The 19,129-nt window shown below is 72.3% G+C and carries 17 protein-coding genes; 4 read left to right on the forward strand and 13 right to left on the reverse strand.

What is annotated here, in order from left to right; genetic code table 11:
- Positions 1 to 137: 137 nt before the first annotated feature.
- The 10 genes from paaE to paaN all read right to left on the reverse strand — a co-directional run bounded on the left by paaE (position 138) and on the right by paaN (position 9,498).
- Positions 138 to 1,256 (reverse strand): 1,2-phenylacetyl-CoA epoxidase subunit PaaE, encoded by a 1,119-nt coding sequence (gene paaE / locus ACFY3J_RS21790; RefSeq protein WP_390841522.1) that lies wholly within the window; start codon positions 1,254 to 1,256, stop codon positions 138 to 140.
- Entirely contained in the window at positions 1,256 to 1,768 is a 513-nt protein-coding gene (paaD, locus tag ACFY3J_RS21795) for a 1,2-phenylacetyl-CoA epoxidase subunit PaaD (RefSeq protein WP_384181872.1), read from the reverse strand. Before paaD ends, paaE begins: the two co-directional genes overlap by 1 nt.
- Positions 1,762 to 2,628 (reverse strand): 1,2-phenylacetyl-CoA epoxidase subunit PaaC, encoded by an 867-nt coding sequence (paaC, locus tag ACFY3J_RS21800; RefSeq protein WP_384181870.1) that lies wholly within the window; start codon positions 2,626 to 2,628, stop codon positions 1,762 to 1,764. The genes paaD and paaC overlap by 7 nt, the downstream gene beginning before the upstream one ends.
- A gap of 13 nt (positions 2,629 to 2,641) precedes the next feature.
- Positions 2,642 to 2,944, reverse strand: coding sequence for a 1,2-phenylacetyl-CoA epoxidase subunit PaaB (gene paaB / locus ACFY3J_RS21805; protein WP_384181868.1), 303 nt, complete (start codon positions 2,942 to 2,944; stop codon positions 2,642 to 2,644).
- The gene (gene paaA, locus ACFY3J_RS21810; RefSeq protein ID WP_384181866.1) at positions 2,941 to 3,954 is read right to left on the reverse strand and encodes a 1,2-phenylacetyl-CoA epoxidase subunit PaaA; all 1,014 of its coding nucleotides are present in this window, start codon (positions 3,952 to 3,954) and stop codon (positions 2,941 to 2,943) included. The genes paaB and paaA overlap by 4 nt, the downstream gene beginning before the upstream one ends.
- A 176-nt stretch (positions 3,955 to 4,130) precedes the next feature.
- Positions 4,131 to 4,970, reverse strand: a complete 840-nt coding sequence (locus ACFY3J_RS21815) for an enoyl-CoA hydratase/isomerase family protein (protein ID WP_390841523.1) — start codon at positions 4,968 to 4,970, stop codon at positions 4,131 to 4,133.
- Positions 4,961 to 5,821 (reverse strand): 3-hydroxyacyl-CoA dehydrogenase family protein, encoded by an 861-nt coding sequence (locus ACFY3J_RS21820; RefSeq protein ID WP_390841524.1) that lies wholly within the window; start codon positions 5,819 to 5,821, stop codon positions 4,961 to 4,963. Before ACFY3J_RS21820 ends, ACFY3J_RS21815 begins: the two co-directional genes overlap by 10 nt.
- On the reverse strand, positions 5,818 to 6,573 hold the full coding sequence (locus ACFY3J_RS21825; protein ID WP_390841525.1) for an enoyl-CoA hydratase/isomerase family protein: 756 nt from the start codon (positions 6,571 to 6,573) through the stop codon (positions 5,818 to 5,820). The genes ACFY3J_RS21820 and ACFY3J_RS21825 overlap by 4 nt, the downstream gene beginning before the upstream one ends.
- Positions 6,570 to 7,793 carry a thiolase family protein gene (locus ACFY3J_RS21830; protein WP_384181858.1) on the reverse strand — a complete coding sequence of 408 codons (1,224 nt, stop codon included), beginning with the start codon at positions 7,791 to 7,793 and terminating at the stop codon, positions 6,570 to 6,572. The genes ACFY3J_RS21825 and ACFY3J_RS21830 overlap by 4 nt, the downstream gene beginning before the upstream one ends.
- Positions 7,786 to 9,498, reverse strand: a complete 1,713-nt coding sequence (gene paaN, locus ACFY3J_RS21835; protein ID WP_390841526.1) for a phenylacetic acid degradation protein PaaN — start codon at positions 9,496 to 9,498, stop codon at positions 7,786 to 7,788. Before paaN ends, ACFY3J_RS21830 begins: the two co-directional genes overlap by 8 nt.
- Positions 9,499 to 9,593: 95 nt before the next feature.
- On the opposite strand from paaN, the gene paaI reads away from it, so the two are divergent.
- Both paaI and paaK read left to right on the forward strand, forming a co-directional pair.
- A complete protein-coding gene (paaI, locus tag ACFY3J_RS21840; RefSeq protein WP_384181854.1) occupies positions 9,594 to 10,082 on the forward strand; it encodes a hydroxyphenylacetyl-CoA thioesterase PaaI in 489 nt (162 codons plus the stop codon).
- On the forward strand, positions 10,079 to 11,425 hold the full coding sequence (gene paaK, locus ACFY3J_RS21845; protein WP_384181852.1) for a phenylacetate--CoA ligase PaaK: 1,347 nt from the start codon (positions 10,079 to 10,081) through the stop codon (positions 11,423 to 11,425). The genes paaI and paaK overlap by 4 nt, the downstream gene beginning before the upstream one ends.
- Positions 11,426 to 11,483: 58 nt before the next feature.
- Here paaK and ACFY3J_RS21850 read toward each other — a convergent pair whose 3' ends face one another.
- From ACFY3J_RS21850 to ACFY3J_RS21860, 3 genes are all read right to left on the reverse strand, one after another.
- A complete protein-coding gene (locus ACFY3J_RS21850; RefSeq protein ID WP_390841527.1) occupies positions 11,484 to 13,817 on the reverse strand; it encodes an FG-GAP-like repeat-containing protein in 2,334 nt (777 codons plus the stop codon).
- Positions 13,818 to 14,078: 261 nt separating this feature from the next.
- A complete protein-coding gene (locus ACFY3J_RS21855) occupies positions 14,079 to 14,276 on the reverse strand; it encodes an antitoxin (RefSeq protein WP_384181848.1) in 198 nt (65 codons plus the stop codon).
- 118 nt (positions 14,277 to 14,394) lie between these two features.
- A complete protein-coding gene (locus tag ACFY3J_RS21860; protein ID WP_390841528.1) occupies positions 14,395 to 16,818 on the reverse strand; it encodes an endonuclease/exonuclease/phosphatase family protein in 2,424 nt (807 codons plus the stop codon).
- A 437-nt stretch (positions 16,819 to 17,255) separates the two neighbouring features.
- On the opposite strand from ACFY3J_RS21860, the gene ACFY3J_RS21865 reads away from it, so the two are divergent.
- Both ACFY3J_RS21865 and ACFY3J_RS21870 read left to right on the forward strand, forming a co-directional pair.
- Entirely contained in the window at positions 17,256 to 17,813 is a 558-nt protein-coding gene (locus tag ACFY3J_RS21865; protein ID WP_390841529.1) for a DoxX family protein, read from the forward strand.
- A gap of 387 nt (positions 17,814 to 18,200) precedes the next feature.
- The gene (locus tag ACFY3J_RS21870) at positions 18,201 to 19,085 is read left to right on the forward strand and encodes a neutral zinc metallopeptidase (protein WP_384181842.1); all 885 of its coding nucleotides are present in this window, start codon (positions 18,201 to 18,203) and stop codon (positions 19,083 to 19,085) included.
- The last annotated feature ends 44 nt before the right edge of the window (positions 19,086 to 19,129 follow it).

The following is a 19,129-nucleotide window of genomic DNA, read 5'->3' on the forward strand; positions in this document are numbered from 1 at the left end:
GCCGGGTTCCGGCGTGGAGGGCGGGCCTCACCAAGAGCATCGCGGCCGCCGCGCCGACGAGTTCGAACGCGTACGGCGCCCGGCCGGTAGGCGGCCGCCACCGCGCCCCGGCGCCGCCCACGACACTCAGGTGGCTCTCAGCTGTCGAAGTCGACGGTCAGGGAGTCGGACACGGGGAACGTCTGGCAGGTCAGCACATAGCCGGCGTCGACCTCGGAGGGCTCCAGCGCGTAGTTGCGGCGCATGTCGGCCTCGCCGTCGGTGACCAGGGCGCGGCAGGTGCCGCACACGCCGCCCTTGCAGGCGAAGGGCATGTCCGGGCGTACCCGTGTCGCCCCGTCCAGGATCGTCGTCTCGCGGGAGAGCGGGGACGTGGTGGAGCGGCCGTCGAGCGTGATGGTGACCTGGCTGACCGGGCCGTCGCCCGTGGCGTCCTCGTGGCGGACCGCGCGGATCGGCTCGTCGTCGGCGAAGAACAGTTCCTGGTGGACGCGGTCCGCCGGGACGCCGAGGTCCCCGAGCAGCTTCTGCGCGTCGCGGACCATGCCGTGCGGGCCGCACAGCCACCAGTGGTCCGCGCCCTTCACGTCGACGAGCCCGTCGATGAGCGCGGCCAGGCGCTCGGCGTCCAGGCGCCCCGAGAGGAGTTCGGCCTCGCGCGGTTCGCGGGACAGGACGTGCCCGAGCTGGAAGCGGGTGGGGTAGAGGTCCTTCAGGTCGGCGAGCTCGTCGGCGAACATCACCGTGTCGGTACGGCGGTTGCCGTAGAAGAGGGTGACCCGGGAGCGGGAGTCGGCGGCCAGCACGGACTCGGCGATGGACATCATCGGGGTGATGCCGGAGCCGGCGGCGATCAGGACATGGTGGCCCGGTTCGGCGAGGTCGGGGGTGAAGGCGCCGGTGGGGGCCATCACCTCGACGGTGTCGCCGGAGCGGACCTCCTCCACCAGCCAGGAGGAGAACAGGCCGCCGGGCACCACGCGCACGCCGATACGGGGGCGGGCGCCGACGGGGGAGCAGATGGAGTACGACCGGCGCTCGTCGCGCCCGTCGATCTCGCGGCGCAGCGTGAGCGACTGGCCGGGCCGGTAGGCGAACTCCTGCGCCAGCTCCTCGGGTACGTCGAAGCTGACGGCGACCGCGTCCGCGCACAGCGGCTGCACCGCGGCGACCCGCAGCGGGTGGAAGGCCGGACGGCGGCGCCGCGCGGGGGCGGCGGACACGTCGGTCTCCGTCGTCGTGGTGGTCGGGGCCATCAGATCTCCTTGACGTACTCGAACGGCTCGAGACAGCTGCGGCAGCGCCACAGTGCCTTGCAGGAGGTGGCGGCGAAGCGGGACGTCTCCTCGGTGTCCGACGACCCGCAGCGGGGGCACGCCACCGCGCGCCGGATGACGGACAGCTCCAGCGGCACGGGGCCGCCGGCGCGCCGGGGCGCGCTGCCGGGAGGCGCGATGCCCGCCTCGGTGAGCTTGCGCCGGCCCTCGGCCGTGATCCAGTCCGTCGTCCACGGCGGGTCGAGGACGGTACGGATCTCCACCTGCGCGAAACCGGCCGCACGCAGCCGCGCGGCCACGTCGGCGCGCATCTCCGCCATCGCGGGACAGCCGGAGTAGGTGGGGGTCAGCCCGGCGACCACCGTGCCGTCCGGCCGCAGCTCGACGGTGCGCAGCACGCCGAGGTCGGCCAGGGTGAGCATGGGCAGCTCCGGGTCCGGGACCTGCTCGGCCACGTGCCGCGCACGCCGCTCATCCAGTGCGGTCACCATGTCGCCTCCGGGTGCGCGCGGGCCACGCTCTGCAACTCCTCCAGCAGCGGGGCCAGATGCTCGGTGTGGTCGCCTTCCCTGCCCTGACCGGGCAGCGCCTCGGCCTCGGGCAATTCCAGCCCGGCGGCGTCGAGGACCTGCCCGAGCACGGCCGCCGTCTCCTCCCGCACGTCCGCCGGGTCGACGCCGAAGCCCGGTCGCGGCGCGAAGAGTTCGGCCGTGTACGGGGCGACGGCGGCGAGCGCCGCCCGCATCCGCCGGTGGGACTCCTCCGTGCCGTCGCCCAGGCGCACCGCCCAGTCCGCCGCGAACTGCCGGTGGTAGGCGAGCTCGTTGACGCCCTTGGCGGCGATCGCCTTCAGGACCGGGTCCTGCGTGGTGGCGGCGAGCCGCTGGAAGACGGCCAGGCGCCAGCAGGACAGGACCAGCAGCCGGGTGACGGAGAACGCGAAGTCCCCGTTGGGGAGTTCGGCGAGCCGGACGTTGCGGAAGTCCGCCGCGTCCCGGAAGTAGGCGTAGGCGTCCTCGTCCCGGCCGGTGCCGTCGACCTGGCCGGCGCGTGCGTACAGCAGCCGTGCCTGGCCGAGCAGGTCGAGGCCGATGTTGGCCAGGGCGACCTCCTCCTCCAGCTCCGGGGCCCGGGTGCACCACTGGGCCAGGCGCTGCGCGCCGACCAGGGCGTCGTCGCCGAGGGCGAGGCAGTACGCGGCCAGCGCGGCGGGCTCGACCGTGTCCGGCACGGTGGTGTCGACGCCGTGCAGCGGGTCCTCGAAACCGGTGCCGAAGGCCCAGCGGGCGTCCGACTCCCCGTGGTCCTCGGCCAGGGACAGGTAGACGTGGTCGTCGGTGACGTCGCTCATGTCCGTCCTGCTCCTAGATGTGCGGGACATCGTCGGGGATGTCGTAGAAGGTGGGGTGCCGGTAGACCTTGTCGGCGCTGGGCGCGAAGAAGGGGTCCTTCTCGTCGCGGGTGGAGGCGGCTATGTGCTCCGAGAGCACCACCCAGATGCTCACGCCCTCGTTGCGCCGGGTGTACAGGTCGCGGGCGTGGGTGAGCGCCATGGCGTCGTCGGCCGCGTGCAGCGAGCCGACGTGCACGTGGTTCAGGCCGCGCTTGCCGCGGACGAACACCTCGTACAGCGGCCAGCTGCCCTTCGTCCCCTCGGTGTTGCTCATGCCGCCGTTCCTTCCTCGTTGTTCATGGCATCCCGGGTGGCCCCGGACCGGGCGGCCTGCTTGGCCGCGTGCGCGGACGCCGCCTCACGCACCCAGGCACCGTCCTCGTGCGCGGCCTTCCGCCGTGCCACACGTTCCTCGTTGCACGGCCCGTCGCCGCTGATCACGCGCTTGAGCTCGGACCAGTCGGGGGTGCCGAAGTCGTGCCGGCCGCGCTCCTCGTTCCAGCGCAGCTCGGGGTCGGGCAGGGTGACGCCCAGCTTGGCGGCCTGCGGGACGGTCATGTCGACGAAGCGCTGGCGCAGTTCGTCATTGCTGTGCCGCTTGATCTTCCAGGCCATCGAGGCCGCGGAGTTGGGGGAGTCGCCGTCGGGCGGCCCGAACATCATCAGGGACGGCCACCACCAGCGGTTCACCGAGTCCTGCACCATCTCGCGCTGGGCGTCGGTGCCGCGCATCATCGTCATCAGCAGCTCGTAGCCCTGCCGCTGGTGGAACGACTCCTCCTTGCAGATCCGCACCATGGAGCGGGCGTAGGGGCCGTACGAACTGCGGCACAGCGGCACCTGGTTGCAGATCGCCGCGCCGTCGACGAACCAGCCGATCACGCCGACGTCCGCGAAGGTCGGCGTCGGGTAGTTGAAGATCGACGAGTACTTCTGCCGGCCCTCGATGAGGCGGTCGGTGAGGTCCGCGCGGTCGGCGCCCAGGGTCTCGGCCGCCGAGTACAGGTACAGGCCGTGCCCGGCCTCGTCCTGGACCTTCGCGAGGAGGATGGCCTTGCGGCGCAGCGAAGGGGCCCTGGTGATCCATTCACCCTCGGGCTGCATCCCGATGATCTCCGAGTGGGCGTGCTGCGCGATCTGCCGGATCAGCGTCTTGCGGTAGCCCTCGGGCATCCAGTCCCGGGGCTCGATCCGCTGGTCCTTCGCGATCGTCGCGTCGAACTGCTCCTGGAGCCGCTGCTCCGCGCAGTCGCCGCTCGACACTGCGCCGTGTGACGTGGTCATCGATACCAGCTTCCCTACCGACCATTCGTTCGGGTAATAGTCTGTCGAATTTTCCCGGCCCCGGCAACCCCTGAATCCGGGATCGCCCGACCGCACAAGGCCGCCGGGCGGTGCGAGGGCCGCCACCGCGTGCGGCGGCCCTCGCTTCGGCGGCCTTCTGCTCAGCTGCCTTCTGCTCAGCGGCCCTCGAAGGACGGCTTCTCCTTGGCGAGGAAGGACCGCACGGCCCCCCGGTGGTCGTCGGTGGCGCCGAGGCGCTCCTGGGCCGCCGCCTCACGCTCCAGTACCGCGCTCAGCCCCGCCCCGGCCGCCGCGTACCGCAGCAGCGACTTGACCTCGCCGTAAGCGGCGGTGGGCCCCGCCGCCAGCCGCCGGGCCAGCGCCAGCCCCTCGGCCGCCGCCTGCCCGTCGGGCACGACCCGGTGCACCAGCCCCCAAAGCTGTGCGTCCCCGGCGTCGAAGCGGTCGCCGAGCAGCATGAGGGCGGCGGCACGCGACGGGCCGACCGCCTGGGCCAGCGACAGGCTCAGACCGCTGTCCGCGGCCAGCCCGATCCCGGTGAACGCGGTCGAGAAGCGCGCGCCGTCCGACGCCACCCGCACATCGGCGCACAGCGCGAGACCCAGTCCGGCCCCGACGCACGCGCCCTCCACCGCCACGACCACCGGCACAGGCAGCGCGTGCAGCGCTTCCACCAGCGGGTTGTACTCGGCGCGCACCACGGCGAACGCCGACGCCGGGTCGCGCTCCAGGGCCTCGGCGTGCTCCTTGAGGTCCTGTCCGACGCAGAAGTTCCGGCCCTGGGCGGTCAGCAGCACCGCGCGCACCGGCTCGCCGTCCCCGTCGCCGGCCACCCGGCGGACGGCGGCCAGCAGCCCGGACCGCAGGGCCGCGTCGAGCGCGTTGCCCGCTGCGGGCCTGCGCAGTTCGACGACCGCGACGCCGTCCTCGACGCGGTAGCCGACCCCCTGCCCCGCCGCGTCGGGCGAGGCCGCTTCGGGCGGGATCACTGCCATGTGTAGAACCCCTGTCCCGACTTGCGGCCCAGTTCGCCCCGGGCGACCTTGTCGCGCAGCAGCTGCGGCGGGGCGAACCGCTCCCCGAGCGTGGCGTGCAGGTACTCGGCGATGGCCAGGCGGACGTCGAGCCCGACCAGGTCGGTCAGGCGCAGTGGTCCCATGGGGTGCTTGTAGCCGAGGCTCATCGCGTCGTCGATCGCCTCCGGCTCCGCCACCCCCTCCTCGACCATGCGGATCGCCTCCAGGCCGAGCGCCAGGCCGAGACGGCTGCTGGCGAAGCCGGGGGAGTCCTTGACGACGACGTCCTTCTTGCCCAGCGCCCGGGTCCAGTCCAGGGCGGCCCGTACGACCTCGGGCGAGGTCTCCGGCGCCACGACGATCTCGATCAGTTCGGAGGCGGGCACGGGGTTGAAGAAGTGCATGCCCAGGAAGCGGCCCGGCACCTTCAGCGCCGCGGCCAGTTCGGTGACCGACAAGGAGCTGGTGTTGGTGGCCAGCACGGTCGCGTCGTCCACCGCCGCCTCGGCCGCGGCGAGCAGCCCGGCCTTCAGCGCCGCGTTCTCGGGCACGGCCTCGACGACCAGCCCGGTGCCCGGCGCCAGCCCGTCCACGGACTCGGCGGTCGTGACCCGGGCGAGCACCTGCTCGGCGGGCTCGGCCAGGCGGCCGCGCTCGGCGGCCCGCCGCAGCCCGGTGGCGATCCGGTCCACGGCGGCGGCCGCGGCCCGCGCGCCGCTCTCCACGACGGTCACCGACGAGCCGGCGGCCGCGAACGACTGCGCGATACCGGCACCCATCCGGCCACCGCCGATCACCCCGACGACGGCGGGCACGGTCGGACTGCTCATGCCTTGCTCCTGTTCGTCTTCTCCAGGAAACGCGTCATGCGGTCCTGCTTGTCCTGTCCCTCGAAGAGCACGGCCTGCGCCAGGTCGTCGGCGACCGGGTGCGCGCCCGGCGCGTCGACGACGAGCTTCGTCAGACGCAGCGCGGCGGCCGAGGACCGCGCCATGCGGTCCAGCAGCGCGTGCGCCTCGTCCAGCAGCTTCTCCGCCGGTACGACGTCGATGACCAGACCCGCGGCCAGGGCGGCCCGGGCGTCCAGGTTCCGCCCGGCGAGCAGCACCTGCTTGGCGACCGACTCGCCGACCAGCTCCGGGAGCCGCCAGCACGCCCCGGCCGCCGCCAGGATGCCGAGCCCCGGCTCCGGATTGCCGAAGACGGCGTCGGGTCCCGCGATACGGATGTCGCAGGCGTAGGACAGCTCCGCCCCGCCGCCCAGCGCCCAGCCGTCGACGGCGGCCACGGTCGGCATGGGCAGCCTGCGCACCCGCTCGAACAGTCGGCTGTTGATTCCCTGAAGCGCCTCGTCCCGGCCCCGCCGCAGCAGCTCCGCGATGTCCGCGCCGCCCGCGAACACGTTGCCGTGGCCGGTGAGCAGCAGCAGCTTCGGATCGTCCTCCAACAGGTCGCACACCGCGTGCAGTTCACGGATCATGAGCCCGCTGATCGCGTTGCGCGCCTCGGGGCGGTGCAGGGTCACCACGACCCGGTCCCCGCGCTCCTCGACGAGCAGCGTCTCGTACGCGTCCCGGCTCATACCCGCTCCACCAGCATCGCCACGCCCTGTCCCACGCCCACGCACAGCGTCGCCAGGCCCCGGCGGGCGTCCTCGCGCTCCAGGCGGCCGAGCAGCGTGAGCAGGATGCGGGCGCCCGAGCAGCCCAGCGGGTGGCCGAGCGCGATGGCGCCGCCGTCGGCGTTGACCCTGTCCTCGTCGAGCTTGAGCCGGCGTACGACGGCCAGCGCTTGCGCGGCGAAGGCCTCGTTGAGCTCGACGGCGTCCAGGTCGGCGGTCTGCCAGCCGGCCCGGCCCAGCGCCTTCTGCGTGGCGGGAACCGGGCCCAGGCCCATGAGGTTGGGCTGCACGCCGGCCGAGGCGGAGGTGACGACACGGGCGCGCGGGGTGAGCCCGTACCGGTCGACGGCCGCCGCGCTCGCCACGACCAGGGCCGCCGCCCCGTCGGACAGCGGGGAGGCCGAACCCGCGGTGACGATGCCGTCCTTGCGGAAGATGGTGCGCAGGGAGCCCAGCTTCTCCAGCGTCGTCGACGGGCGCGGCCCCTCGTCGCGCTCCACCAGGCCGTCCTTCACCGGGACCGGGACGATCTCGCGGTCGAAGTGCCCGGCCTCCTGGGCGGCGACGGCCCGCCGGTGGCTGCGCAGCGCGAAGGCGTCGGAGTCGGCACGGGTGATGCCGTCGAGGGCGGCGACCTCCTCGGCCGTCTCACCCATCGACAGGGTCGTCCTCACCGTCTCCGGGCCCGCCCCGGCGGGCACCGCGCGGTCGGCGGCGGCGAAGCGCGGGTTGGTGAAGCGCCAGCCCAGCGAGGTGTCGTGCAGCTCGCCCGGCTTGGCCCACGGGGTGCCCGGCTTCTCCATCACCCACGGGGCGCGGGTCATCGACTCCACGCCGCCCGCCACGACGAGGTCGGCCTCGCCGGACCGGATCGCCTGGGCCGCCGAGGCGACCGCGGTCAGGCCCGAGGCGCACAGCCGGTTGACGGTGTAGCCGGGCACGGTGTGCGGGAGCCCGGCGAGCAGGACGGCCATCCGCGCCACGTCGCGGTTGTCCTCGCCCGCCTGGTTGGCCGCGCCCAGGATCACCTCGTCCACGGCCTCGGCCGGGATCGCGGCGCGGCGCACGGCCTCACCGACCACCAGCGCCGCCAGGTCGTCCGGGCGTACGGAGGCCAGGGCGCCGCCGTAGCGGCCCTGAGGGGTGCGGGCCCCGTCGATCAGATAGACCTCGTCAGGCATGGGTGCTCTCCTCGATGGCGACGGGGCGGCGCGACTGGAGCGTCGCGAAACGACCGGTGACGAACGCGGGGTCGGACAGGGTGGCGCTGGCCGCGGGGTTGGCGGCGCTGCCGTGGAAGTCGCTGAACGCGGCGGACTGGTTGACGAAGACCTGGCCGGTGAGGTTCTCCGACAGGTGCACTCCCGCCTCCAGGGCCGCCGACTCGGCGGCGGCGAGGACCTCTTCGCTCGTGGAGTGCACGGCGGCGGTCAGCGCGCCGTGGGCGCGCACCGTCTCACGGAAGATCCGCAGGCTGTGCTCGGTGGAGTCGGTGGCGATCACGAAGGAGACGGGCCCGAACCACTCGCGGGTGTACGTCTCCTCGTCCGGCCCCGCGTCCAGGCGCGCCACCAGCGGCGTGCGGACGGTGGCCTCCGGGTGCTCGGGGTGCTCCACCGGCTGCGAGGCGTGCACCGTGGTGCCCAGTGCCGCCGCCTTCTCCAGTCGGTCGAGCACGCCGTCGTTGACGATGGCGCCGAGCGTGCCGGCCGCCCGGTCCGGGTCGCCGAGCAGCTTGTCCAGCGCGGCGCCCAGGTCCGCGGCGAACTCGTCGGCGGTCCTGACGCCCTGGTCGGTGGTGATGCCGGCGCGGGGGATCAGCAGGTTCTGCGGGGTGGTGCACATCTGGCCGCTGTACAGGGACAGCGAGAAGGCGAGATTGCGCAGCAGCCCGCGGTAGTCGTCGGTGGAGTCCAGGACGACCGTGTTCAGGCCCGCCTTCTCGGTGTACACGGCGGCCTGGCGGGCGTTGGTCTCCAGCCAGTCGCCGAACTCCGTGGAGCCGGTGAAGTCGATGATGCGGACGTCCGGGTGGAGCGCGAGGGAGCCCGCGGTGCGCTCGCCGGGCTCCTCGGCGGCGAGGATCACGAGATCGGGGTCGAAGCCGGCCTCGGCGAGGACCTCGCGGGCGGTGCGCACGGTGAGCGCCAGCGGCAGCACGGCGCCCGGGTGCGGCTTGATCACCACGGGGTTGCCGGTGACCAGGCTGGCGAACAGGCCCGGATAGCCGTTCCAGGTGGGGAAGGTGTTGCAGGCGATCAGCAGGGAGACACCGCGTCCGACCGGCGTGAACTTCTTGTCCATCACCAGCGCCCCGCCCTTGCGCTGGGGCTTGGTCCAGCGCGCCGAGCGCGGGTGCCGCTTCTGCTCCGCCCAGGCGTAGGCGACGGCTTCCAGGCCGCGGTCCTGCGCGTGCGGGCCACCCGCCTGGAACGCCATGACGAAGGCCTGTCCGGTGGTGTGCTGCACGGCGTGCGCGTTCTCGAAACTGGCCGCGTTCAGCCGGGCCAGGATCTCGGCGGCGACACCGGCGCGTACATCGGGGCCCGCGTCGCGCCAGGGGCCCGTGGCGGCCTTGGCCGCGGCCACCGCCTCCTCGGGCGAGACCCGGGGGTAGCCGATGCCGAGGCCGAAGCCGTAGGGGGAGGTCTCGGCGGCCCGAACGGTCCCCTCCCCGGGGTGCCCGGGCAGCGCGAACGGCTTGCCCAACTGGTCCCGGAAAGCGGCCTCACCGAGCTTCGGGGCCTCCTCGCCGTACACCGACTTGCTGGGCGACTCCGGGTACGGAGTCCAGTGGTCGCGGCTCTCGGTGGCCGCGACCGCCGCCTCCAGCAGCTCACGGTGGCGGGCGAAGAAGTCGACGGGCTCGGGAGTGGTGTGGGGCATGCGGTCCACCTCTTGACAGGCAGTGGTGATGCTTGATTACTTGGCTTTGCCGACGCTAACCGAATGTTCGGTCGGTACACAAGGTGGTGGAAAACGTGACGCAGGCCACTGACGTCGAACCCGGTCCGGTCGAGACGATGTTCGCCGCGGACCAGGCTTCCCGGAATCTCGGCATCGAGCTGACGCACCACGGCGAAGGGACCGCCGAGGTGCGGATGACCGTGACGCCGGCGATGGTCAACGGGCATCGGATCGCCCACGGCGGCTATCTCTTCCTGCTCGCCGACACCGCGTTCGCCTGCGCCTGCAACAGCCACGGACCTGTGACGGTCGCGGCGGCGGCCGACATCGTCTTCATCGCCCCGGCCCATGAGGGCGACGTCCTCGTGGCGACGGCCTGCGAGCGCACCCGGTACGGGCGCAGCGGGATCTACGACGTGAGCGTGCGGCGTATCAACGACGGCCCGCGCGAAGCGCGGTCCGTCGAGGGTGGTGGCGGGAGACGGGCGGGCGACGAGGTGATCGCGGAATTCCGCGGGCGTAGCCGCAGCCTACGAAGCGAGAAGACGAAGGAGTCGCAATGAGCAGCGAAGTGACGGCCCCGGTGGATCAGGGGCCCCGGCTGGGACAGCCGCTCCCGGACGAGCTGCTGGACAGCGGCGAGCGCATGACCCGAGAGCAGCTCCGTGATGTGCAGCTCAGCCGGCTCCGCGCGACCCTCCGCCACGCCTACGACAACGTCGAGCTCTACCGCAAGAAGTTCGACGAGGCCGGCGTGACCCCCGACGACTGCCGCTCCCTCGAGGACCTGGCCCGCTTCCCCTTCACCACCAAGGCCGACCTGCGCGAGACCTACCCCTTCGGCATGTTCGCCGTCCCCATGTCCGAGGTCCGGCGCATCCACGCCTCCAGCGGCACCACCGGCCGCCCCACCGTGGTCGGCTACACCGAGAACGACCTGTCGACCTGGGCCGACCTCATCGCCCGCTCCATCCGCGCCGCGGGCGGCCGGCGGGGCCACAAGGTCCACATCTCCTACGGCTACGGCCTGTTCACCGGCGGCCTCGGCGCGCACTACGGTGCCGAGCGCGCCGGATGCACCGTGATCCCCGCCTCCGGCGGCATGACCGCGCGCCAGGTGCAGATCATCCGGGACTTCGAGCCCGAGATCATCATGGTCACGCCCTCCTACATGCTGACCCTGCTCGACGAGTTCGAGCGGCAGGGCGTGGACCCGCGCACCAGCTCCCTCAAGGTCGGCATCTTCGGCGCCGAGCCCTGGACGGAGGCGATGCGCCGCGAAATAGAGGAGCGCATGGACATCCACGCCGTCGACATCTACGGACTGTCGGAGGTCATGGGCCCGGGTGTGGCGCAGGAGTGCGTGGAGACCAAGGACGGACTGCACGTCTGGGAGGACCACTTCCGTCCCGAGGTCGTCGACCCGATCACCGGTGAGGTGCTGCCCGACGGCGAGAGCGGCGAGCTGGTGTTCACCTCGCTGACGAAGGAAGCCCTGCCGATCATCCGCTACCGCACGCGTGACCTCACCCGCCTGCTGCCCGGCACCGCTCGGCCCGCCTTCCGCCGTATCGAGAAGATCACCGGCCGCAGCGACGACATGATCATCCTGCGGGGTGTGAACGTCTTCCCGAGCCAGATCGAGGAGGTCGTGCTGCGCGTGCCCGACGTCGCCCCGCACTTCCAGATCCAGTTGACCCAGCGCGGCCGCATGGACCACATGACGGTCCACATCGAGGCCCGCCCCGGGGCCGGCCCGGAGCAGCGCGAGGCGGCCGCCCGGACGATCACCAAGGGCGTGAAGGACTCGGTCGGCATCAGCGTCGAGGTGTGCGTGGTCGATCCGGAGACCCTGGAGCGCTCGGTGGGCAAGATCCGCCGGGTCCGGGATCTGCGCCGGGGATGAGGCCCGCCCCTGGCCGCCGCGGGGCCGGTGGACACGACCACCGGTCGCGGCGTGACGGTCAGGGAGCCAGGTTCTGCCCGAGATGGGCACCGGCGGGTGTGCCCAGGGCGGTGTCGCGCAGGGCGACGGTCCGGGCGAGGCCGAAGCCGCTGCCGCTGACGGGCGTGTGGAGCAGGAGGCCGTTGCCCGCGTCCTCGCCTTCCGCGCCGAAGACGAGCCCCGCGCGTCCCTGGCCGGTCATGTCCGTCAGGGCGACGGAGGAACCGAACCGGTCGCCCGTCTCCGCCGCGTCCAGGATCCCGGGGGTGTCCTGGTTGAGGGCGAAGGATCCGGTGGCCGTCAGACCGGACGCGGAGCCCCGGAGCAGGGTCGCCTGCCCGGCGTCGCGGTGGTGGACGCCGTCGCGGGTGAGGCCTTCTCCGGGGGCGCCGACGAGGACGTCCGCGTAGCCGTCGGCGTCGTGGTCCCCGACGGAGACCGCCTCGCCGAAGCCGTCACCGGCCCGGTCGCTGCCCGCCACGCCCACACCGTCCTGGTGGATGACCTTCATACCGGCGGTGGTGAGCCCGTTCGCCGTACCGCGGACCATGGTGACCTGGCCCCCTGCCGCGCCGCCGGACTCCGGGGGGTGGGGCCGGCCGATGACGAGGTCGTCGTAGCCGTCGCCGTTGATGTCGCCCGCGGCGACGCAGCGGCCGCCCCGCACAGGGAGGACGCCCCGTTCGGTCGGTCCGTGCGCGGAGCCGGCGAACCACACCACGCGTCCGGTGCCGTCGGCGTCGGTGTAGGCGAGGGCGACGTCCGCGTAGCCGTCCCCGTTGAAGTCGCCGGTCGAGGCGTCCGGATGGGAGACCGGGCCCTTGGCTGTGGTCAGCGGTCCGGAGGTGGTGGCGCCCGCGGTCAGCCGTACGCTCCACATGCCGCCGTTGCCGGTGCCGGCCGCGAAGACGTCCGCGCGGCCGTCGCCGTCGAAGTCGCCGACGGCGACCGCTGAGCCGAACCGCGCCCCGGCCGCTGTGTCGCCGGAGGCGGTGTAGGAGAACCCGGAGTCCAGACCGGGCCCGTACAGGACGGTGACCGAGCCCCGGTCGGCGTGACCGTGGTCGTCGTCCTTTCCGGGCGCACCGATCGCGAGGTCGGCGTAGCCGTCGCCGTTGACGTCGCCCCACGCGGTCGCGGCGCCGAAGTTGTCGCCGGGCGCGGAGGAGCCGGGTACCCCGGGACTGTCCTGAGTGATCGTCACCTTCGAGGCCGCGGCCGGGCCGTCGAGGCCCCCCGGGATCACCGTCACGCCGCCGGCGCCGCCCGACGCCCTGGGCGTACCGGCCGCCAGGTCGCCGGTGCCGTCGCGGTTGAAGTCGGAGGTGGGCGGCGCGTGCGAGATCCCCGGTCTCCCGGCCAGCTCGGCGATCCGGGCGGGCTCCCCGGTGGTCCCGCCACCGGTGGCACGGGCACCGCTGCCGGAACCCAGCGCGACCTTGCCGGCCGGGTCGATGCCGTACATGCCGAACTTCCACGCCACGATCCGCGCGATGGCGTCCCGCGCGGCCGGGCTCGGCTTTGCGGTCGTGAAGTCGCCGATGAAGGAGATGCCGACCGTGCCGGTGTTGGAACCGCGCTCGTGCGCGCCGACCACCGGCAGGTCCGTGCCGCCGCCGCGGCCCTCGAAGACCTGACCGCAGCGGTCGACGACGAAGTTGTAGCCGATGTCGTCATAGCCGCGTGCGAGGTGACCCTGCTGGAGGGTGCGCAACCGGGCACGGGACTGGGCGCAGGAGAGCTCGTTGTCGCTGCCGGCCCCGGTGTCGTGGACGATCGCGGCCCGGATCCGCGTTCCGTACCTCGGCGTGCTGCCGTGTCCGGTCCAGGCTTCCCACTCCGCCTGGGTGATGACCGGCGGCCGCACCACCGTCGACGGGCGCGCGGCCGGGACGGAGCGCGGTGCGCCGCCCGGCGCGGACCCGGTGACCGGGGCGGACTTGCTGGACGAGGCGGGCGCGGACCCGGGCGCGTCCTCGGCCCCGGTCGTGCCCCCGGACCCCGTGCCGGGGTCCAGCAGCTTCACGTCCAGCCCTGCGGGGAGCCCTGTGGCGGGCGTGCCGTCGCCCCTGAGGACGCGCACCTCCACACCGTCCGCGTCACCGGTCCACACGGAGGCGGTGCCGCCCCGGACCCCGGCCCGTCGGACCTCCGCCCCGTCGGCGGACAACGGGTCGTCCGGCAGCCTCTGCCAGTCCGACCACTCGCCGGTCGCCACCGAGCGGGAGCGCAGTTCGGCGGTGCCGCCCAGTTCGGCCTGCGGGTCGTCCCAGGTCAGCAGCGCGGCGCTGTACCGGTCCGTGTCCCACTGCGGCAGCCCCTCGCCCCAGTCTGCCGGCCGCAGCGTCTGCACGGACGGTATCCGCCCGTGACCCCGCGGCTGTTCGGGCGGAGACGCCACCGCGAAGGTGACGACTCCGGCCCCTGTCAGCACGGCGGCCCCACCCGTCAGCCACACTCGCCGGTTCAGGCTCCGTAACGCGTTCGCCCGCCCAGTTCGGCGACCCACCATCCCACCCCATGAAAGTCCGACGTTCGGCACGCGTGTCACAGCTGTCACTAGCCAAGCGCACGGACCTCACCAGGTGTCACACCCGCGGGTGACGGCGTGCGCTCAGCCCTTGTGCTTGCCCAGCTTGTCCACGGCGTCCTGTGCCTTGTCGACGACGGCGTCGATCGTGCTGCTGTGCTTGCCGCCGGTCTTGCCGTCGATGAACTCGCCGGCTTTCTCCAGTCCGTCGGAGATCTTGTCGCCGTGGGCTTCGGCGATGTCCTCGACCTTGCCCTTCAGGTTCTTCAGCTGGTCGAACATGCGGGTGCCGCTCCTCTACGGGGCTGTAGTAGCTCGGGACGCCATGATCTCACGACGCGGGCCCGGCACCTCGCCTCGAGGTGCCGGGCCCGTGACCCGAACGCGCCGGGGGGAGCGGTTACTTGAACCGGACCACCTGCGGGTCGTGGTCGCTCATCTGGTCGTAGAACTCGGCGTTGATGTGGACGACCTCGTAGGAGGGCTTCTTGATGTTGGACGAGACCAGGATGTGGTCCAGCGTCTGCGAGTTGCCGTCGTACACGTAGCTGTACCGCTCGTTCGCCGGCAGGGTGTTGATCAGATCCGTGAGGACCTTGCCGGAGGTCAGCGTGGCCAGCGGCTTGGAGAACTGGTAGTCGTTCAGGTCGCCCAGGACGACGACCTTGGCCTTCTTGTCCTTGGACAGCAGGTCGGAGACGAAGGCGTTGACCTCCTTGGCCTGCTTCGTGCGCTGGACCTCGGAGCTCAGCGTCGGCGGCTGGAAGACGCCGTGCGACGGCTGGTCGCCGCCCTTGGAGTTGAAGTGGTTGGCCACGACGAAGACCTGCTCACCGCGGAAGGTGAACTCGCCGACCAGCGGCTTGCGGCTGCTCTTCCAGGCGTCGGAGGTCGGGTTGATCCTGCCCGGCGAGACGGAGAGCCGGACGCCCTTCTTGCCCTCGGCGACGGCCTCGACGCCGGTGGTGGAGTCGCCGCCCGGGCGGTCCACGAAGGTCACCCGGTCGGGGTTGAAGAGGTAGACGACGCGGATGTTGCCGCCGGGCTGGCCACCGTCCTGGTCGTTGACCGGGTCGATGGAGCGCCAGTCGTACGCCGGGCCGCCCGCCGCCTTGATGGCGTCGACGAACTTGGCCATGGTCTTGTCGGCCGCGACCGTGCCGTCGTCCGTGGCGCCGCTGTTGTCCTGGATCTCCTCCAGGCTCAGGATGTCCGGGGCGGCCAGGTTCTTGACGACGGCCTCGGCCAGCCGGTCGAACTTGCGCTGCGGGTCCGACGGGGCGAGGTTCTCGACGTTGTAGGTGGCGACGGACAGCTCGTCCGCCTTGCCCGGCTTCGCCACGTCCGGGGTCAGCCCGCCGGAGACGGTCTTGCCGAGCTTGGTGGCCTGGACGCTGTAGCCGCCGTAGTTGGAGTAGTCCAGCGGGCCGGAGGACGTCCCGGTGAGGGTGTCGCCGACGTTGGCCTGCAGCTTGTCACCGGTCAGCGAGGTGAGGAGCAGCCGCCCGGAGTTGGGGTCGGCGTAGCCGGTGAGGACGGTGCCGCCGTGGTAGGACGGGTTCTGCTGGGGCTTGGTGGTGATCCACGTCTCGTTGTAGGCGTTGCTGGCGCCCACCACGCGGGAGTCGCCGACCTGCACCAGCATGCCCTCACGGGACTCCAGCCAGTCCAGGGCGTACTTGTCGGGCTTCAGCTCCAGGGACTCGATGCTTCCGCCCGGGACCTGCGGGGCGTAGGCGTCGGCCAGTGTCGTCGAGTTGACGACCTCCGCCGCGGGCAGCGTGTTGCCGGAGGACAGGACGACGGCCTTGGGGCCGGTCAGTTCGGTGACGGACTGCGCACCGTTGCTCTGGCCGCCGGGGTAGTACTCGCTGACCTTGCCCGAGACCAGCACCGAGTCGCCGACCTTGACGACGGGGGTGGCGGAGCCCGTGTACACGAAGATGGCCTCGCTGGTGGCCGGGTTCGTGTCCGCGTCGGAGTCCTGGATCCAGTAGCCCTTCGTGCCGGTGCTGCGCACGCCGGTCACCACGCCGGGCACGTTGGTGACGGACTCGCCGTTGTGCGGGGAGATCCGGGTGGTGCCCTGGATGTCGTGGACGCGCAGGCTGCCGGGCGCGGTGTCGGTGGGCGACGGGGTGGGGGAGGGCGACGGGTCGCCGGAGCCCTCTCCGGTGCTGTTGCGCGGGCTGGGCGCGGAGCCGGTGAAGTCGGCCGAGTTGTCGTCCGTGTCGGTGAAGGCGGCGTCGCGCGCGACGGAGGTGGTGTTGCCCGCACCGGTGGCGGGGTTGCCCTCGCGCACCACGGCGGTGCCGAAGCCCGCCAGGTCCTTGATGCTGCCGTCGGCCGCGCAGTCCTCGGCGGTCAGGCAGGTGAGCGCGGTCGTGGAGTGGACCAGCGCGATGGTGCCGCTGGTCGCCGACATGCTGATGGTGCCGGTCGCGTCGGGCGTCGGCAGGGCGGCGTCGCCCGCGGTGCCCTTGGCCTCCTGGATCAGGTAGGTGCCGCCCGAGGGAATGGCCCCGGTGAGCGGGGTGACCTGCCATTTGGTGGTGGGCGAGGGCGATCCGCTGAGGTACTGGACGGACCAGCCGCTCAGGTCGAACGATCCGGTGCCGGCGTTGCCCAACTCGACGAAGTCGTGGGTGAAGGGCGCGCCGGAGTTGCCACCGCCGCCGTAGACCTCGGAGATGACGGCGTCCGGGGACGCCGCCTGGGCGGTGAGAGGCAGAGCGATGAGCGAACCGGCGATACCGAGGGGAAGCGCGACGAGGCCGACCTTGGCAGCTCTGCCGCGCAGGGACAGCGGTATGTGTGAAGACACGTGGGGCTCTTTCGTGGAGTTGAGAAAAAAAGACGCGACTGAACCGTGGGAGGTGACAGGAGACTCGTGGGTCGGCAGGAAAGATACGCGCGTAGATTCCCCGCAACAAGACGTAGGACCGACCAAGGGACAAGCGTTTCCCCAGTTGTTGGCCGGAAGTCACCGGAACGACCGACTTGTCACCCGGGACAGCTGGGGCGTACGGCGACGAATCACCGCACGGCGGCAGTTGGAGAGGCCCGTCCCGGCCCATCCCGGCCAATCCAGGCCCGGCTGGATCCGGCCAGGCCCAGATGCACGACCGTGCATGCTGCGGAAGGATCGGTACGGGGGAAGAGGGCGGGCACACGCCGTCGCGCGGCTCACCCCCGACCGGTGCCTCGGCGTGGCCGAGCTGGGGGCAACGCCCGTTCCGGCGTTCTTACCGGAGCACTGCCATGTTGTCGAAGCGCATTCTGTACCGACCGCCTCGTTCCACGGAGCCGGTGGCACGGCACGCCGCCGCGGTCACGGCGACCGCCGCCGACTGCGGTCTGCTGCTCATCAGGCTCACCATCGGCCTGCTGATGGCCGGGCACGGCGCGCAGAAGCTGTTCGGGCTCTTCGGAGGGCGCGGCCTGACCGCGACCGGTCAGGGGTTCGCGGCCCTCGGCTACCGTCCGGGAAAGTTGTTCGCCGCGATCGGCGGTCTGTCGGAGTTCCTGGGCGGCCTCGGTCTGGCCTTCGGGCTGCTGACCCCGCTCGCGGCCGCCGCCCTGATCGGAGTCATGATCAACGCGATGGCGACCGTCACCGGCGTCCACGGCCTGTGGGAGACGGACGGCGGAGTGGAATACAACATGTGCATCGCCGTCGTCGCCCTGGGGATCGCCGCCATCGGCCCGGGCCGGCTGGCCGTCGACCGGTTCTTCCGATGGGGCGCGGGCGGCTGGAGCGAGGCGGCCCTCGCCCTGGCCCTGGGCGGCGCGGGCGCCGCGGTCACGCTCAGTCTCTAGTGCCGCGGCAGGCTACGTTTGCCCGTAAAGGAGCGGCGTCCGGTGCGTGCTCTGGGGGTCCCCCCTGCTCGAAGAGCTTGGGGGAGTGCCGGCCGGAAGTCCTCGTACTGGACCGTACTTGGGCTTTCGGCCGGTGCGGCGAGAGGGCGTGCCGGGCGTCGCGACGGGGCGAACGTTGCCTGTCGGGGCACTGGCCCGCCCCGCGGCGCCGGGGACACGCCGAAGACCCCGCGGCGCTCGGAGCCCCAGGGTCCTGGGCCGCCTGCGCGCCGCGGAAGTGACGGTCCGTGAGGTGTCCGTGGAGCGTCGCCGCCCACCCTCACACGACCAGTCCACGACACCGGGCAGAATGGGGGTGATCACCAACCCCCAGGAGACGAACGACCCATGGAATTCCGCGATGACGTGGATCTTGATGCTTCTCAGGTCGAAGACCGCGGCAGCGGCGGCGGTGGCATTCCCGGAGGCGGGCTCACCATCGGCGGCGGCGTCATCGGCGTCGTCGTCCTGGTCGTCGCACTGCTCCTGGGTGTCAACCCGGCGGGTCTCCTGAACGGCGGCGGCTCGAACTCCGCCACGCAGCAGCAGGGAGAGGACCTGAGCGCGAAGTGCCGGAAGGGCAGCGACGCCAACCAGTCGGAGAAGTGCCGCGTGGTGGGCGTGGTCAACAGCATCCAGCGCTACTGGCAGGGTGCTCTCCCCGAGCACTTCCAGCAGTCCTACACCAAGGCCGGCACCCACCTGGTCTCCGGCACCTGGAGCACGGGGTGCGGCCGGGCCACCTCCGCCATGGGCCCGTTCTACTGCCCGGCCGACCGCGGGGTCTACCTCGACCTCGGTTTCTTCCGTGACCTGGAGGACAGGTTCGGCGCCAAGGGCGGCCCCTTCGCGCAGGCGTACGTCATCGGCCACGAGTACGGGCATCACGTGCAGAACCTGCTGGGCACCATGAACCGCGCCGGCCGGGACCGCACGGGAGCCGACAGCGGCTCGGTCCGGCTGGAGCTCCAGGCCGACTGCTACGCCGGGGTCTGGGCCAAGAACGCCGTCACCACCGGCTTCTTCGACAAGCCGTTCACCGACACCGACATCCGCGAGGCCCTCGACGCCGCGGAAGCCGTCGGCGACGACCGCATCCAGGAACGCACCCAGGGCCGCGTCGACCCGGAAGGCTGGACCCACGGCAGCTCGCAGCAGCGGGTCCACTGGTTCACCACCGGGTACACCGCGGGCTCCCCGGCCCGGTGCGACACCTTCACCGGCGCCATCTGACCAGGTGAAGGCCCCGGCCGGGTTCCCCCGGTCGGGGCCTTCAC

Origin of the sequence: Streptomyces sp. NPDC001231 (genome assembly GCF_042896885.1) — a bacterium.
GTDB lineage: Bacteria > Actinomycetota > Actinomycetes > Streptomycetales > Streptomycetaceae > Streptomyces.